This window comes from Acinetobacter sp. YH01003, from assembly GCF_013420525.1.
Classification (GTDB): Bacteria; Pseudomonadota; Gammaproteobacteria; order Pseudomonadales; family Moraxellaceae; genus Acinetobacter; species Acinetobacter towneri.
Map to the genome: position 1 here is coordinate 51686 of NZ_VOXY01000006.1, position 25022 is coordinate 76707.

Annotated in this window: 20 protein-coding genes and 1 riboswitch; of the genes, 9 read left to right on the top strand and 11 right to left on the bottom strand. The window is 40.9% G+C overall.

Features of this window, described 5'->3' with window-relative positions; translation table 11 throughout:
• A complete protein-coding gene (znuD, locus tag FTT70_RS07370) occupies window positions 1–2142 on the top strand; it encodes a zinc piracy TonB-dependent receptor ZnuD (RefSeq protein ID WP_180168457.1) in 2142 nt (713 codons plus the stop codon).
• 105 nt (window positions 2143–2247) lie between these two features.
• The gene (locus FTT70_RS07375; protein WP_131260775.1) at window positions 2248–3711 is read left to right on the top strand and encodes a phospholipase D family protein; all 1464 of its coding nucleotides are present in this window, start codon (window positions 2248–2250) and stop codon (window positions 3709–3711) included.
• A gap of 68 nt (window positions 3712–3779) precedes the next feature.
• On the opposite strand, the gene FTT70_RS07380 is transcribed toward FTT70_RS07375, so the two are convergent.
• Window positions 3780–4232 carry a hypothetical protein gene (locus FTT70_RS07380; protein ID WP_004975032.1) on the bottom strand — a complete coding sequence of 151 codons (453 nt, stop codon included), beginning with the start codon at window positions 4230–4232 and terminating at the stop codon, window positions 3780–3782.
• A 183-nt stretch (window positions 4233–4415) separates the two neighbouring features.
• Here FTT70_RS07380 and FTT70_RS07385 point away from each other — a divergent pair, with 183 nt between their 5' ends.
• On the top strand, window positions 4416–4886 hold the full coding sequence (locus FTT70_RS07385; RefSeq protein WP_004975035.1) for an RcnB family protein: 471 nt from the start codon (window positions 4416–4418) through the stop codon (window positions 4884–4886).
• A 77-nt stretch (window positions 4887–4963) separates the two neighbouring features.
• On the opposite strand, the gene FTT70_RS07390 is transcribed toward FTT70_RS07385, so the two are convergent.
• The 4 genes from FTT70_RS07390 to FTT70_RS07405 all read right to left on the bottom strand — a co-directional run bounded on the left by FTT70_RS07390 (window position 4964) and on the right by FTT70_RS07405 (window position 10380).
• Window positions 4964–5473: a phosphate-starvation-inducible protein PsiE gene (locus FTT70_RS07390; protein ID WP_004975036.1), complete on the bottom strand. Its 510-nt coding sequence runs from the start codon at window positions 5471–5473 to the stop codon at window positions 4964–4966.
• A gap of 138 nt (window positions 5474–5611) precedes the next feature.
• Window positions 5612–7393: an acyl-CoA dehydrogenase C-terminal domain-containing protein gene (locus FTT70_RS07395; protein WP_180168458.1), complete on the bottom strand. Its 1782-nt coding sequence runs from the start codon at window positions 7391–7393 to the stop codon at window positions 5612–5614.
• Window positions 7394–7612: 219 nt separating this feature from the next.
• Window positions 7613–9415: an acyl-CoA dehydrogenase C-terminal domain-containing protein gene (locus FTT70_RS07400; protein ID WP_026438352.1), complete on the bottom strand. Its 1803-nt coding sequence runs from the start codon at window positions 9413–9415 to the stop codon at window positions 7613–7615.
• Window positions 9416–9753: 338 nt separating this feature from the next.
• Entirely contained in the window at window positions 9754–10380 is a 627-nt protein-coding gene (locus FTT70_RS07405) for a hypothetical protein (protein ID WP_004975043.1), read from the bottom strand.
• A 135-nt stretch (window positions 10381–10515) separates the two neighbouring features.
• Here FTT70_RS07405 and baeS point away from each other — a divergent pair, with 135 nt between their 5' ends.
• The 4 genes from baeS to FTT70_RS13620 all read left to right on the top strand — a co-directional run bounded on the left by baeS (window position 10516) and on the right by FTT70_RS13620 (window position 15523).
• Window positions 10516–12168 carry a sensor histidine kinase efflux regulator BaeS gene (gene baeS, locus FTT70_RS07410; protein WP_004975048.1) on the top strand — a complete coding sequence of 551 codons (1653 nt, stop codon included), beginning with the start codon at window positions 10516–10518 and terminating at the stop codon, window positions 12166–12168.
• A gap of 20 nt (window positions 12169–12188) precedes the next feature.
• Window positions 12189–12875: a response regulator gene (locus tag FTT70_RS07415; RefSeq protein ID WP_131260771.1), complete on the top strand. Its 687-nt coding sequence runs from the start codon at window positions 12189–12191 to the stop codon at window positions 12873–12875.
• Between the two features lie 101 nt (window positions 12876–12976).
• Window positions 12977–14371: a hypothetical protein gene (locus tag FTT70_RS07420; protein WP_131260770.1), complete on the top strand. Its 1395-nt coding sequence runs from the start codon at window positions 12977–12979 to the stop codon at window positions 14369–14371.
• Window positions 14372–14509: 138 nt separating this feature from the next.
• Window positions 14510–15523 carry a hypothetical protein gene (locus FTT70_RS13620; protein WP_225543645.1) on the top strand — a complete coding sequence of 338 codons (1014 nt, stop codon included), beginning with the start codon at window positions 14510–14512 and terminating at the stop codon, window positions 15521–15523.
• 64 nt (window positions 15524–15587) lie between these two features.
• Here the strand turns inward: FTT70_RS13620 and FTT70_RS07430 are convergent, their stop codons facing one another.
• The 6 genes from FTT70_RS07430 to FTT70_RS07455 all read right to left on the bottom strand — a co-directional run bounded on the left by FTT70_RS07430 (window position 15588) and on the right by FTT70_RS07455 (window position 22604).
• On the bottom strand, window positions 15588–15965 hold the full coding sequence (locus FTT70_RS07430) for an MmcQ/YjbR family DNA-binding protein (protein WP_131260790.1): 378 nt from the start codon (window positions 15963–15965) through the stop codon (window positions 15588–15590).
• Between the two features lie 127 nt (window positions 15966–16092).
• Window positions 16093–17538 carry a YdiU family protein gene (locus FTT70_RS07435; protein WP_180168459.1) on the bottom strand — a complete coding sequence of 482 codons (1446 nt, stop codon included), beginning with the start codon at window positions 17536–17538 and terminating at the stop codon, window positions 16093–16095.
• Window positions 17539–17662: 124 nt separating this feature from the next.
• Window positions 17663–18829, bottom strand: a complete 1167-nt coding sequence (locus FTT70_RS07440; protein ID WP_104852484.1) for an acyl-CoA desaturase — start codon at window positions 18827–18829, stop codon at window positions 17663–17665.
• A gap of 288 nt (window positions 18830–19117) precedes the next feature.
• Window positions 19118–19831 (bottom strand): glycerophosphodiester phosphodiesterase, encoded by a 714-nt coding sequence (locus tag FTT70_RS07445; RefSeq protein WP_004975054.1) that lies wholly within the window; start codon window positions 19829–19831, stop codon window positions 19118–19120.
• Window positions 19832–19999: 168 nt separating this feature from the next.
• A complete protein-coding gene (locus FTT70_RS07450; protein ID WP_004975056.1) occupies window positions 20000–20584 on the bottom strand; it encodes a cob(I)yrinic acid a,c-diamide adenosyltransferase in 585 nt (194 codons plus the stop codon).
• A 139-nt stretch (window positions 20585–20723) separates the two neighbouring features.
• Window positions 20724–22604: a TonB-dependent siderophore receptor gene (locus tag FTT70_RS07455; RefSeq protein WP_004975058.1), complete on the bottom strand. Its 1881-nt coding sequence runs from the start codon at window positions 22602–22604 to the stop codon at window positions 20724–20726.
• A gap of 35 nt (window positions 22605–22639) precedes the next feature.
• Window positions 22640–22864, bottom strand: a riboswitch (cobalamin riboswitch).
• A 192-nt stretch (window positions 22865–23056) separates the two neighbouring features.
• Here FTT70_RS07455 and FTT70_RS07460 point away from each other — a divergent pair.
• Complete coding sequence (locus tag FTT70_RS07460) at window positions 23057–23710, top strand: phosphoribosylanthranilate isomerase (protein WP_180168460.1); 654 nt, start codon at window positions 23057–23059, stop codon at window positions 23708–23710.
• Window positions 23682–24926 carry a tryptophan synthase subunit beta gene (gene trpB / locus FTT70_RS07465; RefSeq protein WP_004975067.1) on the top strand — a complete coding sequence of 415 codons (1245 nt, stop codon included), beginning with the start codon at window positions 23682–23684 and terminating at the stop codon, window positions 24924–24926. Before FTT70_RS07460 ends, trpB begins: the two co-directional genes overlap by 29 nt.
• Window positions 24927–25022: the final 96 nt, after the last annotated feature.

Genomic DNA, 25022 nt, shown 5'->3' on the forward strand with positions numbered 1-25022 from the left:
ATGTCGTTCCATAAAAATTTAATAACACTTTCCATTTTTTCAGTGCTGACACCTGCAGCATTCGCCAATACTGAAAGCAGTAGCACACAACTGGAAACCATTCAGTTACAAGCACATCCTTTGGTGCAAACTGCGGCAGATTTTGCAGTGGCAGATCATGTGATTGATCAAAAAACTTTGGCAGAACGTAGTACCACCATTGGTGATGCGATGGCAGATGAGCTAGGCGTATATTCCAATCAATATGGTTCAGGCTCTAGCCGTCCAGTAATTCGTGGACAAGATGGCCCACGGGTTAAAGTGCTGCAACATGCTTCAGAAACTGCCGATGTTTCTACACTTTCACCTGACCATGCCATTACCGTCGATCCAATTTTAGCCAAGCAAGTTGAAATTATTCGTGGCCCATCAACATTACTTTATGGTGCAGGAACGGTTGGTGGCTTAGTTAATGTGACCGATCAAAAAATTCCAACTCAAATGCCAAATAATGGTTTAGAAGGACAGGTGGGTTTACGTTACAACACGGGTAGCGATGAAAAGCTAGTGAGTGCGGGGGTAACTGCAGCACTCAGTGATCAATTTGCGCTGCGTATTGAAGGTTCAAAACGTAAAGCCAATGATTACATTACCCCAAACTATTGGGTAGAGCATCATCATACAGAAGTACATGTTGAACCAGATGGCTCAACCCATACACATGAACATGAAGAGTTGGTAAAAGAACGCCGTGTAGACAATACCTTTGCCGAAGGCCAAACGGTGAATATTGGTGGATCATGGATTCATGACCGTGGTTTTGTGGGGTTGTCGTACAGTAACCGTCAGGACAAATATGGTTTGCCAGGGCATAGTCATGAGTATCATGATTGCCATCCACATGGAAATAAATTGCATTGCGGAAGTCATGACCCTGCACCACAACCAGATCCACATGACGAACACGAACATACACATGGTGGCCCGTGGATTGATTTGGAATCACACCGTTATGATTTACGTACCGAGCTTGATCAGCCTTTTGCAGGTTTTGATAAACTACGTGCGCACGCCAGCTTTACTGATTATGAACATGATGAATTAGAAGAAAATAAAGTTATCAGTAACTTTAGAAGTAAAGGCTATGATGCGCGTTTAGAATTGGTGCATAAACCCCTTGCAGGTTGGGAAGGTGTGTTTGGTACACAGTATAGTCAGCAAAAAATTGATTTAACTGGACAAGTAGAACAACACGGCGATCATTCTCACGAAACCGTACCTATGCCTGATACCAAAACTCAAAAATATAGTTTATTCGGTTTAGAGCATAAACAATTTGGCGATGTGCATGTTGAACTCGGTGCACGGGTTGAACATCAAAAAATTGATGTCGATGCTCAGAAAAAAGATTATTCAGATACAGGTGTATCTGCTTCTGCCGCAGCCAACTGGCAGTTTGCACCGAACTATAAATTATCCCTTACAGGTTCACATCAGCAGCGTTTACCATTGGCGCAAGAGCTTTATGCCAATGGAATCCACTTTGCAACCAACACCTATGAGCGTGGGAATGCGAATTTAGATGTGGAAAAGTCGAATAATTTAGAACTTGGTTTGCACTATGAAGCTGACAAACTCGATTATTCATTACATGTGTATCATAACTGGTTTGATAACTATATTTATGGTGCGACTACTGACCATAAGGAAACTTTCCGTTTAATTGATTATCAACAAGACAAAGCCAAGTTTTATGGTACAGAAGCCAAGCTAGGGTATCAGATTAGCTCAGATTATAAACTCAGTGTGTTTGGTGATTATGTGCGTGGTGAAATTGACAATCAAAATGCACCACGTGTACCTGCAGGGCGTTTGGGGACTAAGGTGGATGCCAACTTTGCCGACGGTTGGTCGGGTATGGCGGAATACTACCGTGTATTCAAACAAGACAAAATTGCTGCTTATGAGCAAGAAACAGCAGGCTATAATATGGTCAATGTTGGTGTGGCTTATGCGGGCAACTATGCCAACAAACAAGATTACCGTGTGTATTTTAAAGCCAACAACTTGCTAGATGATGAAGTGTATTCACATACATCGTTCTTGTCGAATATTCCACAAGTGGGTCGTAACTTTACAGTCGGCGTGGAATTTGGCTTCTAAAATTCAATTTGCCTTGAGCAGGATGTCTGCGTGAAAACACAGAAATCCTCTTGAAAATCCAAACAATTAAACCTAGTCTGAGCGCATCGGACTAGGTTTTTTGTTATGCGTATCTTTCAGCGAATTCATCAAAAATTGAATTGGTCGCCTCGGGCGTATGTGGGACTTATTATAAGTTTTCTGGCTTTAGGTTATTTGGCGTCTGCGACCTACCACAGCTTAAAACCATTGCCCGAAGGGCTGAATTACACTGGAAAGTTACGTCATGCGCCTATTAAATTTATTGCCGATCAGACCTATATCGACGCGCAAGGTGTTCAGCAACAACAGCATCAAATTTTTAATGAAATTTTAGAGCTGGTTGATGCAGCACAAAGCACCATTGTATTGGATATGTTCTTGTTTAATCCTGAAGTGGGAACATCTAAACAGCAGCATCAGCCACTGACACAGCAACTCACCGATGCTTTAATTCATAAACGTCAGCTGCAGCCAAATATTGAAATCAAAGTCATTACTGATCCCATTAATTCGGTATATGGTGGCATTGCACCTGAACATTATCGTCAATTGCGTCAGGCAGGTATTGATGTGATTGAAACAGATTTAACCCCGCTGCGCGCATCGAATCCGCTGTGGTCGGGGTTTTGGTATCTCTGCTGTCAGGGCATTCCAAATAATGCTGAAAAGGGTTGGCTACCCAGTCCTTTCGGCAAAGATAAAATTACCTTACGTAGTTATTTCAGCTTGCTTAATTTTAAAGCCAACCATCGTAAAACCATGGTGGTCGATACCGCCGAAGGCTGGAAAGCATTGGTCACGTCGTTTAATCCACATGATGGCAGTTCACGTCATTCTAACAGCGCTTTATTGGTGACGGGCAATACCGCAGTAGATGTGTTGCAAACAGAACAAGCCGTCGCGCGTATGTCGCAGGGCAATCTGTCTGGGGTGATTGTGGGGGAGTTTGAGGCAGATTCGTCTTATCCTCAAGTGCAAGTCATCACTGAACAAGCCATTTTAGAGGGCAGTTTGACACTGATTCGGCAGACCAAAGCGCAAGAACATCTGGATTTGGCGATGTTCTATTTATCGGAGCGACAAATCATCAAGGCACTGATTGCTGCACAGCAACGTGGCGTACAGGTGCGGGTATTACTCGACCCGAATAAAGATGCTTTTGGACGTGAAAAAAATGGCATTCCAAACCGACAGGTGGCGGCAGAATTACATGCTGCAGGGGTGAAGGTACGTTGGTGTAATACCCAAGGTGAGCAATGCCACAATAAAATGCTGATGAAATCGAATGCCACACAGGCTGAGTTGATTTTAGGTTCTGCTAATTTCACCGCACGTAATTTAAAAAACTATAATTTAGAAAGCAACTTGCGTGTGGTCGGACAGGTGCAAGACCCTGTATTTCAGGATGCTCAACACTATTTTAATACCGCATGGTCAAACCTTGAGGGTAAAAATATGAGTGTGGATTATGCGGTTTATGCCGATGAGTCGAAGTGGAAATATGCGCTGTATCGCTTTATGGAATGGAGTGGTTTATCGACCTTTTGATTTTTTAATTGTATGCCTTGAACTCAAAAATCCCTCTTATTGAAAGAGGGATTTTTTTGAGCCGAATATTACTTTACAGGATTTGGCGGCACCATTTCATCCAAATCTTTATCACTCATTTGATCTAACTCGGCAATATCGGTTTTGATTTTCCATTGTGCTTCATCATCCACAGGATTCGGTAAACGCGCTTCTAACCAATCACAAACCACATCTGGGCTAAATTCTGGATGGTTGCATTGAATTACCCACGATAAAAAATCTTTGGCTTCACCATTCATATACGGTGGCGGTGAAACAGGTAAGAATTGAGTCGGCAAGCGCTCATCTCTGGAAATATAATTCAGCACATGTCCCAATTCCTGCACAGTTTGCCATGCTAACGGATGTTCTACATCAATTTGAAATTTGAACCACCATGCATGCTGACCGTCTGAACCATAAGCGTCTACACGGGCTTGCTGTACACTCGGAACTTTGCAGAAAAACTGATGAAGGCGGTCAAAATTTAATTCAGGCACGAGGTTTCATCCAATTTCAAAAAAAATGTATCTTAGCATAGGGGTTGGAGATATTTCATAAATGGCGAGCCGTGTCGGTGAAATCTGCGGAGACGAAAGTTTAAAATTGCTGATTTTTTATTCATTGTTTATCCTTAATTTGAGCTTAGAATAAAAATATGAAAAAAAATAGGAGTGCTAGATATGAAAGTGGCGATTTTAACTGCATTGAGTGGCATGCTATTTTTAGGTGTGTCGATGCAGAGCTTGGCCGAAACCAATCGTTGGGCAGGATATACAGGCGTCAATACACAGCGTGATCAGCATCGTCCTTATTCGCCACAACATCGTCCTGCTTATCCGCAGCATCGACCTTATCATTCACAGCAACCCTATTCCTATCCACCACATTATCCATACCATCAACGACCTGTGCCGCAGTGGGGGCAGCCCACGATTCGTAGTGGCATCAATATTCAATACAATGCGCCAAGTACTGTGCAATATAACCACCAAAGTTACAGTTGGGTAAATGGTGAGCCAAGTAGCGCACATATTGAAAGTTCGACCTATCGTGTGGTGACCGACTGGCAGCACTTGGGTTTACCCGCTCCGCCACGAGGTATGTACTGGATTTTTGAACATGGGCGTTATGTGTTGGTGGCAAATCGTTGAGAAAAAGTGAAATCATAGACATCAATGCTTCTAGATATTGAGTATCTAGAAGCATTTTTTTGACCTATTTTAGATTTTTACGCCAATTCATCATCTTCTGGGCGAGGGGTTTTGCCTTGTGCTAAAGGCTTTTCACTGTGCTTGTCTCGAATAACGGAAGGGTAATGCCAAGATGCAAAACGCACCACTAAAATTGCAGCGGCTAAAATTAAAATTGAACCAGTAATAATCACTAAGTCGAGATCAGCTTTATGGTCGTGTTGAATATCTGAAATTAGCAAACGGGTTAGTGCGGTAATGGCAATATAAATTAAAAAACGCACAGGCATGTGATTGGTTTTAAAATAAATACCCACCATTGCACCTAGTTCTAAATAGATAAAAAGCAATAAGATGTCATCAATAGTGGCATATTGTTTGATGGTGAAAATATCAATTACCGTATGTCCAGCAGACCAAATGACCATACAGCCAATGATAAAGAGCGCAAGATAATGAAAACTTTCTACAGCCCAATTGCCATATTTGTCTAATAGGCTTTCAACTGCTTGAATATTTTTATCTATTTTTGAACGACGTACTGCCATTTTCACCTCCTGTTTGAGTATGGATATTCAGACTTCAACAAAGGTGATGCAAATTTCATGCACAAATTAGAATAGGGATATAAAATTTAGTACAAAAAAACGCCTGATGATTCAGGCGTTTTTGCGATAATGTATTAATTAAGACTGGTTAGTGAAGTAATCTTCGCTGAAGTTCATCACCACTTCTGCACCCGCTTTCACTTTGGTAATGCGTAAAGTCAGTTCTGGCAAAATACGTTGTACAAAGTACAGTGCCAATGACAATTTGTTTTGATAGAACTCACCCTCTTTTTGTTTGGCTGCATTGGCAATGCGCGCAAACATATATGAGAAGCTGAGCAAACCTACCGCATGTAAATAATCAACCGCTGCTGCGTTCGGGAAATCTACATTTTCTTTAGCTGCATTTAAAACGTATTGTGTAACGGATTCAACTTCAGTCGCTGCATCTAAAGTTGCATCTTTAATGAAGTTGAGGTCTGCATCTAAACCATTGGTGAAATCACGGATTTCTGCAATGTATTCTGCAATAAATTCGCCATTACATTTAATGGTTTTACGACCAATCAAGTCTTGCGATTGTACGCCGTTGGTGCCTTCATAAATTTGGGCGATACGTAAATCACGAACACATTGCTCCATACCCCATTCACGGATATAACCATGACCACCGAAGACCATTTGCGCATCAAGTGTCGCATTGAAAGCAGTATCGGTTAAGTAGGCTTTGGCAATTGGAGTTAACAATGCAACACGGTCATTGGCTTTTTTCACAACTTCTGCATCGGTAGAGAATTTAGTGATATCCAATTGTTGACCCACATATACCGCAAATGCACGCGAAGCTTCATTATTGGCACGCGCATTAAGTAACATACGACGTACATCGCCATGTACCAAAATGCTGTCTGCAGCTTTGTTTGGTGATTTTACACCCGATGCACTACGACCTTGGATACGGTCAGTCGCATATTGTGCAGCATTTTGATAGGCAAATTCAGATGCACCTAAACCTTGAATTCCCATAGACAGGCGTTCGTAGTTCATCATTACGAACATGGCAGCCAAGCCTTCATTTTCTTTGCCGACCAAGTAACCTTTGGCGCCATCAAAGTTCATCACACAAGTTGCAGAGGCTTTAATGCCCATTTTGTGTTCGATTGAGCCTGGACCTACTGGGTTGCGCTCACCCAACGAACCATCTTCATTCACCAAGAATTTTGGCACGATGAATAAAGAAATACCGCGTGAACCTGCAGGAGCGTCTGGTGTTTTCGCTAAAACTAAGTGAATGATGTTTTCTGCGAGGTCGTGATCACCACCTGTAATAAAGATTTTAGTCCCTGTGATGTTGTACGTACCATCTGCATTTGGTTCTGCTTTGGTTTTAATAATCCCGAGGTCTGTTCCTGCATGTGGTTCAGTCAAACACATGGTACCTGACCACTCACCTGAGTAAATTTTAGGTAAATAGGTTTCTTTCTGTTCTTGTGATGCATAACTGCTTAATGCCATGCCTGCACCGACAGATAGCAGTGGATACAACATGAAGGATGGGTTGGTGGCAAACAGCATTTCATCTGACAATACTGTCAGCATTTTTGGCATGCCTTGACCACCCCATTCTTCATCTGCGCCTAAACCAATCCAGCCGCCTTCGGCATATTGTTTAAATGCTTCTTTAAATCCAGCAGGTGTGGTGACTTCGCCATTGTTATAGGTCGCGCCTTCTTCATCACCGCTACGGTTAATAGGCAACGTCACATTTTGGGCAAATTTTGCCATTTCTTCCAAAATTGCTTCAGCCGTTGCAGCATCAAGGTGAGCGAGGTTTTCATTGTTTTGCCAGAATTGTTCTGCATTGAATACATCATTTAAGATGAATTTCATATCGGCAAGTGGGGCATTATAAATTGGCATGTGAGTTCACCTGTTTATTGTTTGAATCTTGATTCGTTGAGTTCAGTGTAATCTACAATTGTGAATGTTGTAGGCGACTAAAGCGAAAGAATGCTTTATTTATAAAGAAAAAGGACTGTCAATGCTATGACCGTCCTTTCTCAATTTCTGTACTCAAGAGTACAACATTTTGAATATCCCGCTAAATATGTTCAATATTTAGCGAGTTTCAATTTTCGCTTAGAAAGCAAAGTGTTCAGCATCTAATGCAAATAGTGGCTCTACACCTGTTGCAATCACGTCTACGTGTGAGCGAACACGTGGCAAGATTTTCTTGAAGTAGAAACGTGCAGTCGTCACTTTCGCATTGTAGAAGTCTACATCGGTTGTGCCCGCTGCAAGTGCTTCTTGAGCGACCAATGCCATACGTGCCCATAGGTAAGCCAGTGTTACATAACCAGAGAAGTACATGTAGTCTACTGCTGCAGCACCTACTTCCTCAGGGTTTTGCATTGCACGCATACCAATTTGCATAGTCAAATCGCCCCATTCTTTATTGAGCGCTGCAAGCGGTTCAACAAATTCTTGCATTGCTGCGTTGTCTTTGTTAGCTTCTGCAAATTTATGGATGATTTTGGTGAAGTCTTTCAACATTGCACCTTGTGTACCCAAAACTTTACGACCTAACAAATCGATTGCTTGAATTTCAGTTGTACCTTCGTACAAGCATGAAATACGTGTATCACGCACAATTTGTTCCATGCCATGCTCAGAAATGAAGCCATGACCGCCGAAGACTTGCACACCATGTTTTGCAGATTCAGAACCTGTTTCAGTTAAGAATGCTTTTGCAATAGGCGTCAATAAAGACAAGATGTTGTCAGAGAACTTACGTTCTTCTTCAGTTGCACCTTGTTCAACGATATCTGCGTGTAGAGACAACAGATACACTAGTGCGCGACCACCTTCAGCAAACGCTTTTTGAGTCAATAGCATATTGCGTACAGCAGGATGCACAATAATTGGATCTGCTTCTTTTTCAGGAGCTTTCGGACCAGAAAGTGAGCGCATTGCTAAACGGTCTTTGGCATAAGTCAACGCACCTTGGAAAGAACCTTCAGATGCTGCAAGACCTTGTACCGCTGTACCGATACGTGCAGTGTTCATGAACGTGAACATGCAGTTTAGACCACGGTTTTCAGGGCCAATCAAGAAACCTTTCGCATTATCAAAGTTGATGACGCAAGTTGCATTGCCATGAATACCCATTTTGTGTTCGATTGAACCACAACGTACACCATTACGCTCCCCTAAAGAACCATCTGCATTCAGGTTGAACTTAGGAACGATGAACAGAGAAATACCTTTAGTTCCTTTAGGTGCACCAGGTAAACGTGCCAATACGATGTGCACGATATTCTCTGCCATGTCATGTTCACCAGCAGAGATAAAGATTTTCTCGCCCGAGATTGCATAGCTTCCGTCGGCCTGAGGTTCAGCTTTAGTACGGATAATACCCAAGTCAGAACCTGCATGAGATTCGGTTAAACACATGGTACCTGTCCACTCACCTGAAACAAGCTTTGGCAGATAGGTTGCTTTTTGTTCATCTGAACCGTGGTGTTCTAAAGTACGTACAGCACCATGAGAAAGACCTGGGTACATGCCCCATGCCCAGTTTGCTGTACCTACCATTTCTGAAATCACGTTTCCTAGAGAAACAGGTAGACCTTGACCGCCGTATTGTTCTTCAGCAGAAAGAGACGGGAAGCCAAGTTCGATATATTTTTGATACGCTTCTTTAAAGCCCGTTGGTGTAGTCACCACGCCATCATTCCAAGTACAACCTTCACGGTCACCCACTTGGTTTAACGGAGATAATTCGTTTTCACAGAAATCTGCTGCAGCTTCCAAATATTGGTCAACCAATTCACGGCTTACGTTTTCTTGGAATGCAGGTAATTTTGCATAGTGATCTTCGGCATTTAATAATTCATGCAAAACGAATTGCATATCACGTAAAGGCGCTTTGTATTGTGGCATATCGGTTTCCTCAATACTGGTTTGACCAGCGTTATATTTTAAATGGATTTCAGCGCATGCCTTCTCAGACATGCCATGTTGGAATGGTTGTAATCGTGCAACATCTTCTAATTCGGTACAAGCATCTGCATAGCATTTCTTGGTGACTGCAAAGTCAAAGATTTTTATCTTGAAATGGCTAAGTTACTTGAGTGTAAACAGTTTTGCTGAATTTGAAATGATACAAATAGTCAAAAAGCGTAAAGAGATATGTCTAAGTGAAGTGGATAAAAAGGTAAATAAAAAGGCACTCAATCGAGTGCCTTAGAGTCGTGTAAGTGTGTGCTCACCTGAATGCATTAGCGCGAAGTAGGTGATATTCTCATTTGTTGCATAGGTTGATTCGGCTGAAAACGAACCAAGCATTGTCCCTTGAGTTGTAGTTCGCCCAGTTTCACTTGAACGTGTTGTCCATGCATTTTTCCTTCACAGGCAGCACGCATGGCCTTTTGATGCGCTTGATGTTGTGCTAATCGTTGATCGTACCGTTTGGTCATTTCAGCACGTTGCGCATCGGTCAGCACTTCACCACGTTGTTGCATACGCGGCATTTTTGCACGCATGGCTTGGTGTTGTTGCATCGCATATTGGCGATGTTGTTTAAATGACTGGCGATCAGGCTGGAAACGCATCGTACAGGTACCTGCGAGTGTTTGATCACCTACTTTTAATTGTAGATTTGTACCTACTGCTTTGTTGTCACAAGCCTGTTGCATCTGCCCACGAAATGCGCGGTGTTCTGCACGCATGGCACGATATTGCTCGCGTTGTTCAGGACTGAAGCGTTGTCCATCTTGAGCATAATGTTGTTTAAACATACGTGTTTGTTGTCGTTCGGTCAGATCATTACTGGTTTGGCATGCAGTTAAAATCCCCATGCCCAAAACACTTGCCCCAAGTAATGCGATTTTCGTCATCTGTTTCATCTTCAAACTCCCCAACCTGCTTTTAACTTCACTCAGTTAAGATTAAATAATAAAGATGAAGAAACAATGGAGAGTTTTTTCTAGCACTGTTGGTTACAATGCTCAAAATCAATAAGAAAAGCTGAGATTGCGCTTTTGAAAATTCGCCGTATTCCCATCGCATTACGCCTGTTTCTCACAGTGCTGCTGACGACCTTACTGATCACCACGGTCAGTTTGGGGGTATTGCATGTCAATATGCAGCGTAATTTCAGTAAATACGTGGCTGATGTCGAAATGCAAAAGCTGGACTTAGTCATTCAAAACTTGGCAGAAGTCTATGCGGTATATCACGATTGGGGCAACGCCATTCAGGCGCAAATTCTCCAAATTGAAGGTGAAGCTGCGCCCGATGATTATGACCGTTTATCGCGGTGGTGGTTACGTCGTCAGTATGACATTGCTTTGCAGCAGCGTTATTTTCAGGAACACACCCTCGCCAATGTAAACTCAAGTGTAGTCGAGCCTGAGCCAGGCAAACGACAAGCCAATGCGGAAGAACTTCGCTGGTTAGAGCTGAATTTACCTTCACAATTTCAGCCATTTGAAGGTTTAGTGTTTCCTTTGAGTGCCAATCAGAATGCTTTCCGTCCTGATCGTAAAAATGAAGGACACCAAAACACGACAGAATCATCTGGAAAAAAACAATTTATTTCGATGCCTGACCGTTTAGGCTTGAGTTCACGCTTATCTTTATATGATGCCCAGCGGCAATTTGTAGTGGGAGAGCCTGCTGAAACTCAAATTTCCTTTCGTCCAATTATGGTCGGTGAAAAAATCGTGGGTTATCTGGGCTTAAAACCTGTGTTAGATCAGGAAGATGCTTTAAGTATTAATTTTTTTAGTAAACAAACTCGTTATTTATTATTGGCTTATGCTTTAAGTATTTTGGCGAGCTTGATTGCTGCCTTATTGTTGGCGACCTATTTTAAAAAGCCAATTCAGCGCTTATTAAATGGCACACGTGAATTAACCAAAGGCCATTATCAGCATCAGGTCAAGGTCAATCGTAATGATGAGTTGGGTGATTTATCTACCGAGTTGAATCATTTGGCGGTGATTTTAGATCAACATGAAACTTCACGTCGTCAGTGGGTGGCAGATACTTCGCATGAATTAAAAACGCCATTGGCGGTGTTGCAGGCGCAAATTGAAGCCATGCAAGATGGTATCCGCAAAGCCACACCAGAGCATTTGGCTGCGATGATGCATCAGGTCAATAATCTGAAAAAACTCACACAGGATTTATCGGACTTGGCGCAAGCCGAAGCCATGCAGCTGAAATGCTATTTCTCGAGCATTGATCCATGGCAAGTGATTGAGCAGGAAATCGAAAGCTTTAAGCCGAAATTTGAACAGGCGCAGTTGGACTTGATCGTGTCGGGTGAAGGCACGCAATTACAATTGGATATAGACCGTTTTAAACAAATTATGCTCAACTTGCTCAGTAATAGTATTCGTTATACCGAAGCGGGTGGGCAGGTGCATATTCACACCAGTCAAAGTGCAACAGAATGGACAGTGTATGTAGATGACAGTCCGTTTGGTTTAAGTGATGAACAATTGGCACGTTTGGGTGAGCGTTTCTATCGTGCCGATGATTCACGTACACGCGCCACAGGTGGGACAGGTTTAGGTCTGGCTTTATCGGTCAAAATTGCCAAAGCATTGGGCGGAGAGTTAAGTTTTGCACATTCACCGTTGGGTGGTTTACGCTGCAAATTAAGTTTTCCAAAAATCAAATCTTGAAGGACTTTAAGGAATCGTGCATGAAACATATCTTGCTGGTTGAAGATGAAATTGAACTTGCCCAATTGGTGCGAGATTATTTAGAAGCTGCTGGATTTGAAGTCAGTATGTTTCATGATGGACAAGAGGCCTATGACAGCTTTTTGCAGCGTAAACCAAGCCTGATGATTTTAGACTTGATGATTCCTCGTATGGATGGTTTGACCATTTGCCGCAAAGTGCGTGAACAGTCTGATGTGCCTATTATTATGGTCACGGCACGTACTGAGGAAATTGATCGGGTGCTAGGTTTGAACATGGGCGCAGATGATTATGTATGTAAGCCTTTTAGCCCGAAAGAGTTGGTGGCTCGTGTGCAGGCAGTATTGCGCCGTCTGGAACGTAAAAATGAGCCAGAAAGTAATGATTTATTCCGCATGGATAAAGCACAGCAGCGTATTTGGTATCAGCAAAAAACCTTGAATTTGACCCCAACCGAATTCCGTTTATTGGAATTGTTTTTAGAGCATGTCGGGCAGGTGTATTCACGTGCGCAGTTGCTAGACCATATTAACCCTGACAGTTTTGAAGTGGCAGATCGTGTAATTGATAGCCACATTAAAAACTTGCGCCGTAAAATTTCTGACGCTGCCGAAACGGGAAATCGTCATGAATGGATTCAGGCGGTGTATGGTGTGGGCTATCGTTTTGAGTATCCTGAAGAGTGATTTAGAATAAAAGATATATTTATAATATATTGTTAAGCGGTTGAAAAAGTGATATTTTTCAACCGTTTTTTTATAACAATTATTTTAGAGGGAAACTCATGATGAAAAAAACGATTTTAACTGTGTCTTGTGCCTTAATTTTGACAGCTTGTGGTGGTGGTGGTGGAAGTGACACTTCACCCAAAAATCCTGCAGATGGTAGTGTCATTCAACAACCAGCCAATGATTTGTCTAATGCAAAAGAGTTGATTCAGACGGTAAATAATATTGTTGCGTATTATGATGGCTTTGCTGATATTAGTGAACGTTATCAACAACCAATACAGGCGATTAATGGTACAACAAGTGATTTGATTGACGCTGCGGATATTGTTATTACATTAGTACGTTTGGCACAGGCAGATGCGGGTGGGAGTAATAAAACATATACAGCCAAAGATTTAGAAAAATTATTAGCATTAGGTGGTTTTACTCAAGAGTACAACATAAAAAATAATACGTTGCAGGTGGTAACGAGTGCAAATAGTGTAAAAGTATCGGGTACATTAAAAGCTGAAACTTTTCAGAATTTTGATTTTGATAAAGCTCAACAAGATAATTGGCCTGATGGTTGGTTTTCAAATCCAGAATATGCTATTTATGGTGATGAAATGGCTATTACTGTAGGTAATTTTACAGTTGAGGAACCTGTTTTAGATCAGGTAAATACTACTTTAAATGCGACAATTGGTGCTAACAGTATTTTAGAAGTACAAAACTTAGCTAATAATAAAAAAGCAAAATTAAGTTTTAGTAACACCAGTGCAATTGCAGTAACGTATGCGGATGCAATGAAAATGGATGAGCGAGCTGCAGAAGAATTACCACAAAATGCTCAATTAAAGTTTTTAAATGTACAGTTTGAAAGTGAAGGATTAACTGCTATTTTGACTGAGTTTTCAGCTCAAGCTAAAGTTGCAAAGTTGACTGATGGCGTAGCTAGTTATGATCAGTTAATACCTGCAGAAATTATTTTAAAAGGTAGTCTTGATCTCAATGATGAATTGCTTCAACTAGATGCAAAGTTAAACTTAAATAATGATTTTAATAAAGTTTATAATATTCTTGTAGAAACACCAGATAATTTTATGGATGCAAGCGTATATCTTAAATTAGCTGGTAATTTAAAAGGTGCTCAAGCTACGACAAAACCATTTGTGTTAAGTGTAAATGCAAAGCGTTCAGAACTCACTAAGGGAACAGCGAATATTGAAGTTGCCGTAGATAAGTCTGTACTAGATATTAATCTAGTAGCACAACAGTTGAATGCTGAACCATTTTTATCTGCTGTTATTAAAAATAAAACAGGTGCTTCGGTCACTATTGAAAATATTGATACATTTACTCAGGCAGATATTATGGTAAATGGAAAATCTCAAGGTAAGGTGACAAAAAACTCAACAGGAAACTATATCGCTTCATTTGTTGATAATCAGATTCTTGTTATAGCTCCTTAATATTATAAGGAAATGGTTTCTTGATACAGTGATGTCTATACAAATAGATTTTTCTGAAATTAAGAAACCATTTTATTTTTTATGAAATATCTATTTTTAATTCTATGTTTTTTTTCAGTTTTCACCTATGCTGCGAGCGTGGAATATCGAGCGGATGCGTCATTATATAGTGAGCCTATTGCTATTGATGCTTTTTTAGATGATTGGCAAGATCCTGATTTTAAAAGTGGCAAGTACGCCTTTGCTCATGGTTTGATGCAGCTTTCTGTGCAACAAGATCAATGGAATTTAGGTTGGTTGTGGCGTTATGATTACATTTTAAAATTTAGTCCAGATATGGCAAAGCTTTATTACCAAATTGAAAATGATTTGCCTTTAGATGCAGAGAGTATGTATGAATTAACACTACATGCACAACATTTAGAGCGTATTGGCGCACGTATAGCATATGACTGGGTGCCCCAATCAAATTGGATACTTACAGCCGGTGTAAGTGCATTATATGGTCGACATTTTGTAGACGGTCAATTTAATGCTTTTGGTGAAACTAATTTAATGCCTCGTTTAGCAGACCGTGTGCAATGGTTGAATGGACAACTTAATTATTATTATGACCAGCCAGCATTAAAAGAGGATGAGTTAGGTCTTGGAGATTTTAGAGCAAAAGAAGGTTATGGTTATGCTTTAGATCTTACTTTACAAGGGGAGTGGTTAGAAAAATGGTACTTGAAATTCCAATTGGAGGATATTTTTAGCTATATGTATTGGGATGAAGCTCCCTATAGCCAATACCAAGCAACATTTGATCAAAACTCTCGACCTCGAATTAATTTAACCGGCACAGTAGCTACAGATAAGAGTTATAAGCAAAAAATTCCATATAAAATTTCGACCGAATTACTTTACAATATTCATTCAGAAATCCAATTAGGAGTTAGTAGTTTTTCTAACCCGTTCACAAGTTTATGGCAAATGCACTTTTTATGGCAACCTGACTCATTGCAATTAGGTCTACATTTTGAGCCACAAACCAAAAGCTTAGGTGTTTCTTTTAGGCATGAAAATATTGGAATGAAGTATTTGACGGATAATTTAAACACAAATCAAGCGCATAGAATGGAAGCCTATTTATTTGCACAATATCAATGGTAAAACTTATTTATTATATTTTTTTCTTTAAATAGGTGTGAGATATAATGATTCCAAAAGAAGAATATTAGGGTGATTTTGTATGAAATGCTTTAATTAGCCCAACCCGTTGTTTTTCTACTTTCCTTAATTTTGCGACCACCAATTCATACGAGTTTAAGACCAAATCTTGCACCAATTGCTCATCTAAATTGTCATCTGCAAAAATTGAAATCCAATGTTGTTTATTCATGTGCCAGCCCGCACGAATATAAGGATAAAAATCACGTAACATCGCACCATGCTCAGGTTTAACTTTTAGATTGATGATGGCATGACCATTTAAATACAGACTCAGCATAAATACTTTATCGAAAATTTTATGCACCAAGCAGCCATCACCAAAAGGTTCGCTCAGGCTAACCGCAGGCAATTGTGTTGCAACCCTTGCTGCGATTTGATGCATAGATGACGGTGTTTGTGCCACTTATTTTCCCCGAAAAGTTTATCCTGTGGATAACCACAGCTTTTTCCACAGAAAATGTGTATAACTTTGTTGGAATTCTAAACGTCCTTTGGCGAGTGCATCAGTATTAAGATGAACAACTCACCATCACTTCTGGCACATCACTTGGTAAAGGTGCTAAATCTTCAGGTTTTTCCAATGCTGTTTGCTGAATATACGGCTGGCTGAGCAAGTTAAATAAACGCTCAACTTCTGAAAAATCATCACGTTCTGCTTGCTCAATCGCCTTTTGTGCCATGTGATTGCGCAAAATATAGTGAGGGTTTACCTGTTGCATTGCAGCATCTAAAGCATCGGTATCTTGATGTTCACGAATCTGTAAATACTGTGCCAAAAAGCTTTCCCACTGTCTACGATCCAAACAATCATCCAGTATTTTAGTATATTGTTTATTTTGTAGGCGGATGAAGCTCTGGGTGTAATCCAGTTGTTCACTTTGCAAAATGCGTAAGAAGTTGGTAGCGCAATCAAAACTGTCTTTATGGAAGCTTGGCAGTCCCATTTTTTCACATAAACCAAGTTTGTAATGCTCTAAAAAAGTCGGTTCAAAATGCTCTAAACATGCTGCCAGTGCTTGTTTCCAGTGTTCTTTCTGATCTGGGTTTTGTTCAAGCGGAATTAAATTGTTCAACCAAACCCACAAATTCCAGTGTGCCACACTCGGTTGTTGTTGGTAGGTATAACGTCCTTGATAGTCCGAATGGTTGTTGATCCAGTTGGGACGAAAACGCTCCATAAAGCCATAAGGGCCAAAATCGAGTGTTGAACCTGTAATATTTAAATTATCGGTGTTCATCACGCCATGCGCAAAACCGACCAATTGCCATTTGGCAATCATGACAGCGGTACGTTGAATGACTTGTGTAGCAAAGGCGAGTACAGGCTGTTCGGCTGTCAAGCATTCATGATAGTGCCATTCGATACACTTTTGCACAAATTCAGGCAGTAATTCAGGTTGATACTGATTGATCCATTCAAAATGTCCCAAACGAATATGACAGTCTGATGTGCGTAATAGCATTGCGCCAAGTTCTAATTTTTCACGTTGTACGCCTTGAGTAGATGAGGTAAATCCAACTGCATTGCTTGATGGCACACCCAGCGCATTTAAAGCATGACCTGCCAAATATTCACGAATCACTGAACGTAACACGGCACGTCCATCCCCCATACGTGAATAAAGCGTTGCACCTGCACCTTTTAAATGAAGATCAATTGTACGTTGTTGTGTGTCCAAAACTTGCGCAATAAGTAAACCGCGTCCATCGCCCAATTGACCTGCCCACTGACCAAATTGATGTCCCGCATAGACCATTGCCAAAGCAGGAAATTCTTTAAACGTGGTTTGTCCGCTGCAAATTTCAACCCATTGTTGTTGTTCCTCTGCTGTCCATTGCAGTTCTTTTGCCAATGCAGCATTAAAGTGTCCTGCTTTTGCACCTTTTAAAGGTAAAGGCTGCTGCATGTGATAAAGACGGGCGGGCAGGGTCGGATAACGTGGATTAAATTGCATGATGATGAAGCGCTTGGCACAAAGTGAGTTTCACTATAGCAAACTTGGACTTTAAAAACTGTAGCCTAACAATGCAGAAAGCCCTGAACAGGTCAGGGCTTTCGCAGTGCATCAGAACAGAGGTTTATTCAGATACAGGGTTCTTTTTTAGGTTACGCATCAGCAAGTTCAATGTTTCACGATGGTGTGAAAGACGCTGTTCAACCAACTGGAATTCAACTTTTAATTTGTCATCCATTTGGTGAATTTTTTCAGCTACAGACGCTTTTTTCGCCTGAATTTCTTGCTCTTTTAACTTTGCCCAATCGTTCAGGGTTTGGGTAAAGGCATCATATTCTTGCGCAAGACGGCTTTTAACTTGACCAATGTCATCATTTACATTGTGACCATAAACTGCCAAGTCTTGCTCTGCATATTTAAAACGCATCGCCAATTCTGCTTTTTTAATATTAAAGCTTGGAATACGACGCAAGTTTTTCGCTAAGCCCAACTTTGAGCATGTCCAAATTAACCATTTGGTTGGGTCATATTGCCACCATTTTACGCCATTACGATAATCATATTGGAAAATGTGGTGATAGTTATGATAGCCCTCGCCCCAAGTGGCAATTGCTAACCAGAAGTTATCACGCGCGGTATTTTCGTCAGTATAAGGACGCGAACCCCACATGTGGCACAGCGAGTTAATAAAGAAGGTAACATGGTGGCTTAAAATCAGACGCATTAAACCGCCCAATAACAACACGCCCCACATATCGCCCACAGCCCAACCAATTGGCACCAAAATGCCAACGTGAACTGCAATTACGAGCGGAATATAGTATTTGTGTTGGAACATCACCAACTTGTCATTTAACAAATCTGGCGCATTTTTAAAGTTTGGCTCTGCGGCAGGGTAGTCACGTAGCATCCAGCCCATGTGCGCAAACCAAAAACCATTATTAATTGAATATGGGTCTTTTTCGACATCATCAACATGGCGGTGATGGGTGCGGTGACCTGAACCCCAGAACAAAATACTGTTCTGAACGGCAAATGTTCCCATAATCATTAAAATGATTTTCAAGGGAAGGGTAGCTTCATAAGCACGGTGTGCCCATAAACGGTGATAACCTGCTGTAATACCCAAGCTACTTACGCCAAGTAATACAAACATGCTGATCCAAGCGGCTAAGCTAAAATCATGGTGATAGGCATACCAAGGAATCGCGATCACTGCAACAATAGGTAAGAAAACCAGTGCAAAGATGGCAATCCAGTTGATTGGGGCTTTGGGTAAGGGAGCATTCATCTCCAACAGCACTCCTAGAACCTTGGGAGGTATAAATGGACGCTTAATCCGTTATAACGCTATGACCGATCTATAGATTGAAATCATAGTATTAATTTTTTAGGGATTAATTTTTTCGCATATTAGCATGAGCGTATTCACGATCACAGCATTATTGTACAGTTGTATTGTACTGGGTGGTAACAGAATATAATGGTATCTGCGAGATTTTACGGAAATATGATATACGGTAGCCAAACAAGCACGATAAATCATTTATTTATTCATCAATATGCTTAAGGTTACCGCTTACAAGTGTTGCATCATCAGTTTAGGATAATCGGTAATTAAACCCTGAATCCCTAAATCTTTAAGCTGTTTGGCGCGTTCAATCTGGTTGACTGTCCAAACGCTGATATTCAGTTTGGCCTGTTGTGTGGCTTGAATGAGCGCACCGGTTGCGAGTTCGTTCATCCAACCAATTTGGCAACAACCTAATTCTAAAGCCTGATCAATGGCTTGATATTGCAGATCATCTTCAACCAATAAACCGCGTTTAAAGCGTGATTTTTGTTGTTGCAAAGCCCAGTGAATTTTCGGATCAAAACTGGTGATGATGGCGTTGTGTTCAAAACCCTTCAAATGTTGCTCTAAACTTTGGGTAATTTTTTCGGCAGCGGCATGCGAGTTGACCGCTTTGACTTCTACTTCAATATGATCAAAATTTTGAATAATGGTCATGGTTTGATTGAGTAGGGGCGTGGTTTCGACTTTATTCCAGTCCGACCACATCACCGCATGATTGTAATGGTTTAAATCTTCCAGACTACATTCATACAGTGCTTTGTCTTGTCCTGTGGTGCGAATGAATTGATCATCATGCATAACCACTAAGGCATTGTCTTTGAGTTGACGCACATCAAACTCAACCGCTCGAATGCCAATATTTTGAATATATTCAAAACCACCGAGTGTGTTTTCAGGCGCTTCGCCACGCGCACCACGATGACCAATTATGCGCATAATGTGCCCATGAATTGAAAGTTTGCTTTCATTTTGCAAGTACGACGTGACAAAGAGATGACATTTCTTATTTTGGTCGGATGGTGTGAAATTTCAAGCAGCATCCGACGTGATTTTTTAGATGCAAAATCAGGGCTTTATTTTAGTTTCCGATTCTAGAGTGTGATGTCAGTTACCAATACTGTCGTTGATGTTCTTTTGCCATAACACTTCGCTGCCTCTTTCGGCACGTTGCAAGCTGCGAGATGCCACAAATAGCCAGTCAGACAGTCGGTTCAGTAATTGCAAAGATGGTGCCTGAATATTTTGATCACGGTTGTGTACGGTCATTAAACTACGTTCTGCACGACGACATACGGCACGGGCTTGATGTGCATAACTGCATGCCAATGTACCTGCAGGCAGAATAAATTCTTTGAGCATTGGCAGGCTTTCATTCATGCGGTCAATGTCTTGTTCTAGGAACTCAATCGCAAGTGGTTGTACGAGATGGTAATTGGGGATACAGACTTCACCGCCTAAATCGAATAGCCAGTGCTGAATCAGGCTAAGCGATTTGTCCCAAGTGTTTTTGTCTTGAATGTTGCTATGTGTAATTTGTGAGCGCAATACGCCTATGCAGGCATTGAGTTCATCGACATCGCCCAGTGCATGAATGCGTAAGTCGTCTTTGGCGACACGTGAGCCATCGCCCAGTCCTGTTGTGCCTGAATCGCCTGTGCGGGTGTAGATTTTGCTTAAACGGTGGCCCATGATCGTTCCTTGTTTGAAAGTGAAAGTTGCGTTTACTTGGTTGTAAGAAATAAAAGCTGGCGCAATAAAAAAGGATAATGTCGGTCATTACATTATCCATAAACTGCGCTGTTTTAAAGTTTTTGTTGTTATGCGGGTTTTAGTAGCGGAAAGTTACACCTGCTGAAGCGAGGCGACCGCCGTTGATGTACCAACCATCACTAAAGTTATCTGCAATTTTGTATTCAACATCTCCGATATTTTGAATATTGCTAAAAACCTTAATATTCGGGTTAATATTCCAGTACATATTTAAATCAACTGTAGCATAACCAGGTACTTTAACTTTGTTTGCATGATCGGCATAAATGTCTGAACGTGCAATTACAGAAGCACTCACTCCATAAGAGGCATTTTCTAGACCGGTGGATAGAGTAAAGGTCTGTTTTGGTCGGTATGCAATATTATTGTTGGTTTTCTTATTTTTTGAATCTGCATAGGCATATTCAGTGGTTAAGAAGATATCTTGCTCTTTCCATTTAAAGCCAATTTCACCACCATTGACTTCAGATTTTTCTATATTAGCAAAGCTTGATTTGTTTTGCCCAAGATAGTTGGTAACAATAAGATTTTTAATGCGAGTGTGATAGGTAGAAAAATATGCTGTTAATTGGTTATTTATTTTTTGATCTACACCAATTTCATAGGCCATACTTTTTTCTGGTTTTAAATTGGGATTACCATAAGTTGGATAAGAACCCTCTACAAAATAATATAACTCTGTCAAAGATGGCGTTTTAAATGCAGAGCCAATATTTGCATAAATGCTTGTGGTTGGTAAAATTTGATAGCGAATAGCGCCTTGTCCAACAGTATGTGTTCCAAACAATTCATTATCTTCGGTGCGAATGCCTACTTGTGTATTTAATTTTTCAGATTTATGTTGATGTTGTAAATAATAACCAACTGAATCTATATCCTGTTTTTCATTTTTTATAGATTTGCTTTCAAAGTTGGACTTTAGATAAGTGCTACCTAATAAAATACTTTGCTGCGGTGTTAATGACCATCGAAGATTTAAATCCCCTTCTTTGTTTTCTGTGTCAAAATGACCAGGTTCGCTGTCTAAGACATATTGATTATCTATAAAGTTAGAAAGTCTTGCAGAAAGTGTTAGGTTATCTTGAAGATCAAATTCAGTATTTACGTTGATTAAACGATTTTCAAAAAAACGTTTAGCTTTATTTTGACTAGTTGCCCAATCATAGAACTGGTTCGTTCCTTCATTTTGGCTAATAGCAATATTCGCTTTTATATTATCTTTATTATCGTATCCGACCTTTGCACTGTATCCTTTTTGATCATAACTCGCTTTTTGGCTTTTATTTTGATAGTCGAGAATTTTTGTTCCATCCGTTTCTAGACGTTGGCCTCTAATCTGTGCATAAAAATTATCCTGTACAAGATCACTACCAATAATAGTTTTATATGTTTTATTTTCTGCATAAATACCAGTAATAAATCCAGAATTTTGGGTTGGAGTTGTTGTTATCATTTGTACAACACCACCAATGGCATCAGTACCATATTGTACTGATGCTGGACCCTTTAGAATTTCAATTTGTTTTAGGTCAGAGGTATCGATAAATGTCGGGAAAAGAGCACTAAAGTGGTTTTGGCTATTTAAACGGGCACCATCTTTAAGAACAAGGGTATGGTTGGATTTTGTACCACGAATTGAAATTTCTGTAGTTTGTCCCATGCCACCATATTGTTTCATAAAAACACTAGGGTCTTTTTGTACTTCATCTGACAAATTTAGAATAGGATTACGCTCAATACTATTTTGATCAATTACATTAATCCGTGCAGGCACATCTTTAATATTTTGTTCACTACGTGAAGCAGTAACAACAAGCGTATCTAAAGCAGCATTCACCACACGCTGATCTTGCGATTCTGCAGCAAAAACTGAAGTTGAAAAACCCATTGCAAGCGCAATTGCGCCCACTAAAGCAGTAGGCTGAAAAAGAGTAGACATGACTTTGCTCCATACATTCACCCCACGTGAATGATTGAGTTAAGGGCACAACAAGCAGGTCTCCGGACTTCAATGTGCCAAGCATCTTCTAATTTATGATTGCTTCGCTATATATCCACCTTCCCATATTGTTCATACAGTGGTGTAAATCATAAGATTTAAATTGATATACGTTTCATGGTTACCGTTGCGGGGGCAGTGTTGGACTTTCACCAACTTCCCTAAAGCTCAAAGCTAGGACTCGTTGCATTTGCGCGAAGTATAAAGTCTGTATGCCATTTAAACAACGGAAATGCAGAATAATCCGCCTGAACTTCACTCAACCCCTTAAAATTGCATTACAATGATTCGCCCCAATATCTGATTCTGTGAGTGTGAACAGACAATTTTAAAGTCACGCACAGCAAGATCAGCAAAATGAAGATTGAAAATCAGGATTAGAGTCCAAAACGATGCGTACCCGTGCCAAAATTTGCGGAATCACGCGAATTCAAGATATAAAAAGTGTTGTGCATGCGGGTGCAGATGCAATTGGCTTGGTGTTTTATCCTCCAAGTCCACGCAATGTGAGCATTGAGCAAGCACAAGGCTTGCTGCAACACATTCCCGCTTATGTGCAAGTGGTTGGTTTATTTGTCAATGCAACGGCAGAAGAAATAGCCGCTGTACTGAAACAAGTACCTTTAGATATTCTGCAATTTCATGGTGATGAAACACCCTTGCAATGTCAGCAAATAGCACAGCAAGTTGGACGTCGATGGTACAAAGCCATTCAGGTCAAACCTGATTTAAATGTGTTAGATGCGATAAAAAGCTATCAACAAGCAGGTGCAAGCGCAGTATTATTAGACGCGTGGCATCCTGAACTCAAAGGTGGAACAGGACACAGTTTTGACTGGTCAAAATTCCCCAAACTCGATATTCCTTTAATTTTGGCGGGTGGTTTAAACCCTGAAAATATTGAAGATGCAATTCAGACGACTCAAGCCTATGCCGTTGATGTCAGTGGCGGAGTTGAGTCTGCAAAAGGTATTAAAGACCAACAACTCATAGAAAACTTCATGCAAGGAGTCCAACGTGGATCAGCAAAGTACAAATCACAATAACTCAGTGATTGACTATACCCAATTCCCAGATGCAAAAGGGCATTTTGGTATCCATGGCGGACGTTTTGTGTCAGAAACGCTGATGGCGGCTTTACAAGATTTAGAGAAATTGTATTTCCGCATGAAAGATGATCCGCAGTTTTTGGCAGAATTCGACCGCGATCTCGCCTACTATGTAGGTCGTCCTAGTCCTTTGTATTATGCTGAGCGATGGTCAAAAGAGTTGGGTGGTGCACAAATTTACTTAAAACGTGAAGATTTGAACCATACTGGCTCACATAAAGTGAACAACACCATTGGTCAGGCACTGTTGGCAAAACTGTCTGGTAAAAAACGCATTATTGCCGAAACAGGTGCAGGTCAGCACGGTGTAGCAACCGCGACCATTGCCGCTCGTTTAGGCTTGGAATGTGTGGTGTTCATGGGTGCAGAAGACGTGAAGCGTCAGGCCATGAACGTGTACCGTATGCGTTTGCTTGGTGCAACTGTTGTACCTGTAGAAAGTGGCTCAAAAACCTTAAAAGATGCCATGAACGAAGCCATGCGTGACTGGGTCACCAATGTTGACTCTACATATTACGTGATTGGTACGGTCGCTGGCCCACACCCATATCCACAATTGGTACGTGATTTCCAGTCGATTATTGGTCGTGAAGCGCGTCGCCAAATTCAAGAGCAGGCAGGTCGTTTACCTGATGCATTAGTAGCTTGTGTAGGCGGTGGTTCTAATGCCATGGGCTTGTTCTATCCATTCTTGAACGATGCCGAAGTGAAAATGTACGGTGTCGAAGCTGCAGGTTTAGGCATTGAAACAGGCAAACACTCTGCACCATTGAATGCAGGACACGTGGGCGTATTACACGGTAACCGTACTTATTTAATGTCGGATGCACAAGGTCAGATCATTGAAACCCACTCTATTTCTGCAGGTCTGGATTATCCAGGTGTAGGGCCAGAGCACAGCTTCCTGAAAGATATGCACCGTGTCGATTACGTGCCAATCAATGACCAAGAAGCCTTGCAAGGTTTCCGTGATTTAACCCGTATCGAAGGGATTATTCCTGCTTTAGAAAGCTCGCATGCTATGGCTTATGTGAGCAAGCTTGCACCAACGATGGATAAAGACCAAATCATTATTGCGACTGTTTCAGGTCGTGGCGATAAAGACTTAATGACTGTTGCCCGCATTGATGGCGTGGAAATGGTGGATATGTAAATCGTAAACTGCTTGAAATAAAGTATGCTACATTTCAATTCAATCGTGCTGAAGCAATTCGGCACGATTTTTTATTTGGAGAATTAAAAAATTCTC

Coding starts and splice junctions, on each gene's coding strand:
- znuD (WP_180168457.1), top strand. CDS start 1: ATGTCGTTCCATAAAAATTTAATAACACTTTCCATTTTTTCAGTGCTG.
- FTT70_RS07375 (WP_131260775.1), top strand. CDS start 2,248: ATGCGTATCTTTCAGCGAATTCATCAAAAATTGAATTGGTCGCCTCGG.
- FTT70_RS07385 (WP_004975035.1), top strand. CDS start 4,416: ATGAAAGTGGCGATTTTAACTGCATTGAGTGGCATGCTATTTTTAGGT.
- FTT70_RS07390 (WP_004975036.1), bottom strand. CDS start 5,473: ATGGCAGTACGTCGTTCAAAAATAGATAAAAATATTCAAGCAGTTGAA.
- FTT70_RS07395 (WP_180168458.1), bottom strand. CDS start 7,393: ATGCCAATTTATAATGCCCCACTTGCCGATATGAAATTCATCTTAAAT.
- FTT70_RS07400 (WP_026438352.1), bottom strand. CDS start 9,415: ATGCCACAATACAAAGCGCCTTTACGTGATATGCAATTCGTTTTGCAT.
- FTT70_RS07405 (WP_004975043.1), bottom strand. CDS start 10,380: ATGAAACAGATGACGAAAATCGCATTACTTGGGGCAAGTGTTTTGGGC.
- FTT70_RS07415 (WP_131260771.1), top strand. CDS start 12,189: ATGAAACATATCTTGCTGGTTGAAGATGAAATTGAACTTGCCCAATTG.
- FTT70_RS07420 (WP_131260770.1), top strand. CDS start 12,977: ATGAAAAAAACGATTTTAACTGTGTCTTGTGCCTTAATTTTGACAGCT.
- FTT70_RS07430 (WP_131260790.1), bottom strand. CDS start 15,965: ATGCATCAAATCGCAGCAAGGGTTGCAACACAATTGCCTGCGGTTAGC.
- FTT70_RS07435 (WP_180168459.1), bottom strand. CDS start 17,538: ATGCAATTTAATCCACGTTATCCGACCCTGCCCGCCCGTCTTTATCAC.
- FTT70_RS07440 (WP_104852484.1), bottom strand. CDS start 18,829: ATGAATGCTCCCTTACCCAAAGCCCCAATCAACTGGATTGCCATCTTT.
- FTT70_RS07445 (WP_004975054.1), bottom strand. CDS start 19,831: ATGCGCATAATTGGTCATCGTGGTGCGCGTGGCGAAGCGCCTGAAAAC.
- FTT70_RS07450 (WP_004975056.1), bottom strand. CDS start 20,584: ATGGGCCACCGTTTAAGCAAAATCTACACCCGCACAGGCGATTCAGGC.
- FTT70_RS07455 (WP_004975058.1), bottom strand. CDS start 22,604: ATGTCTACTCTTTTTCAGCCTACTGCTTTAGTGGGCGCAATTGCGCTT.
- FTT70_RS07460 (WP_180168460.1), top strand. CDS start 23,057: ATGCGTACCCGTGCCAAAATTTGCGGAATCACGCGAATTCAAGATATA.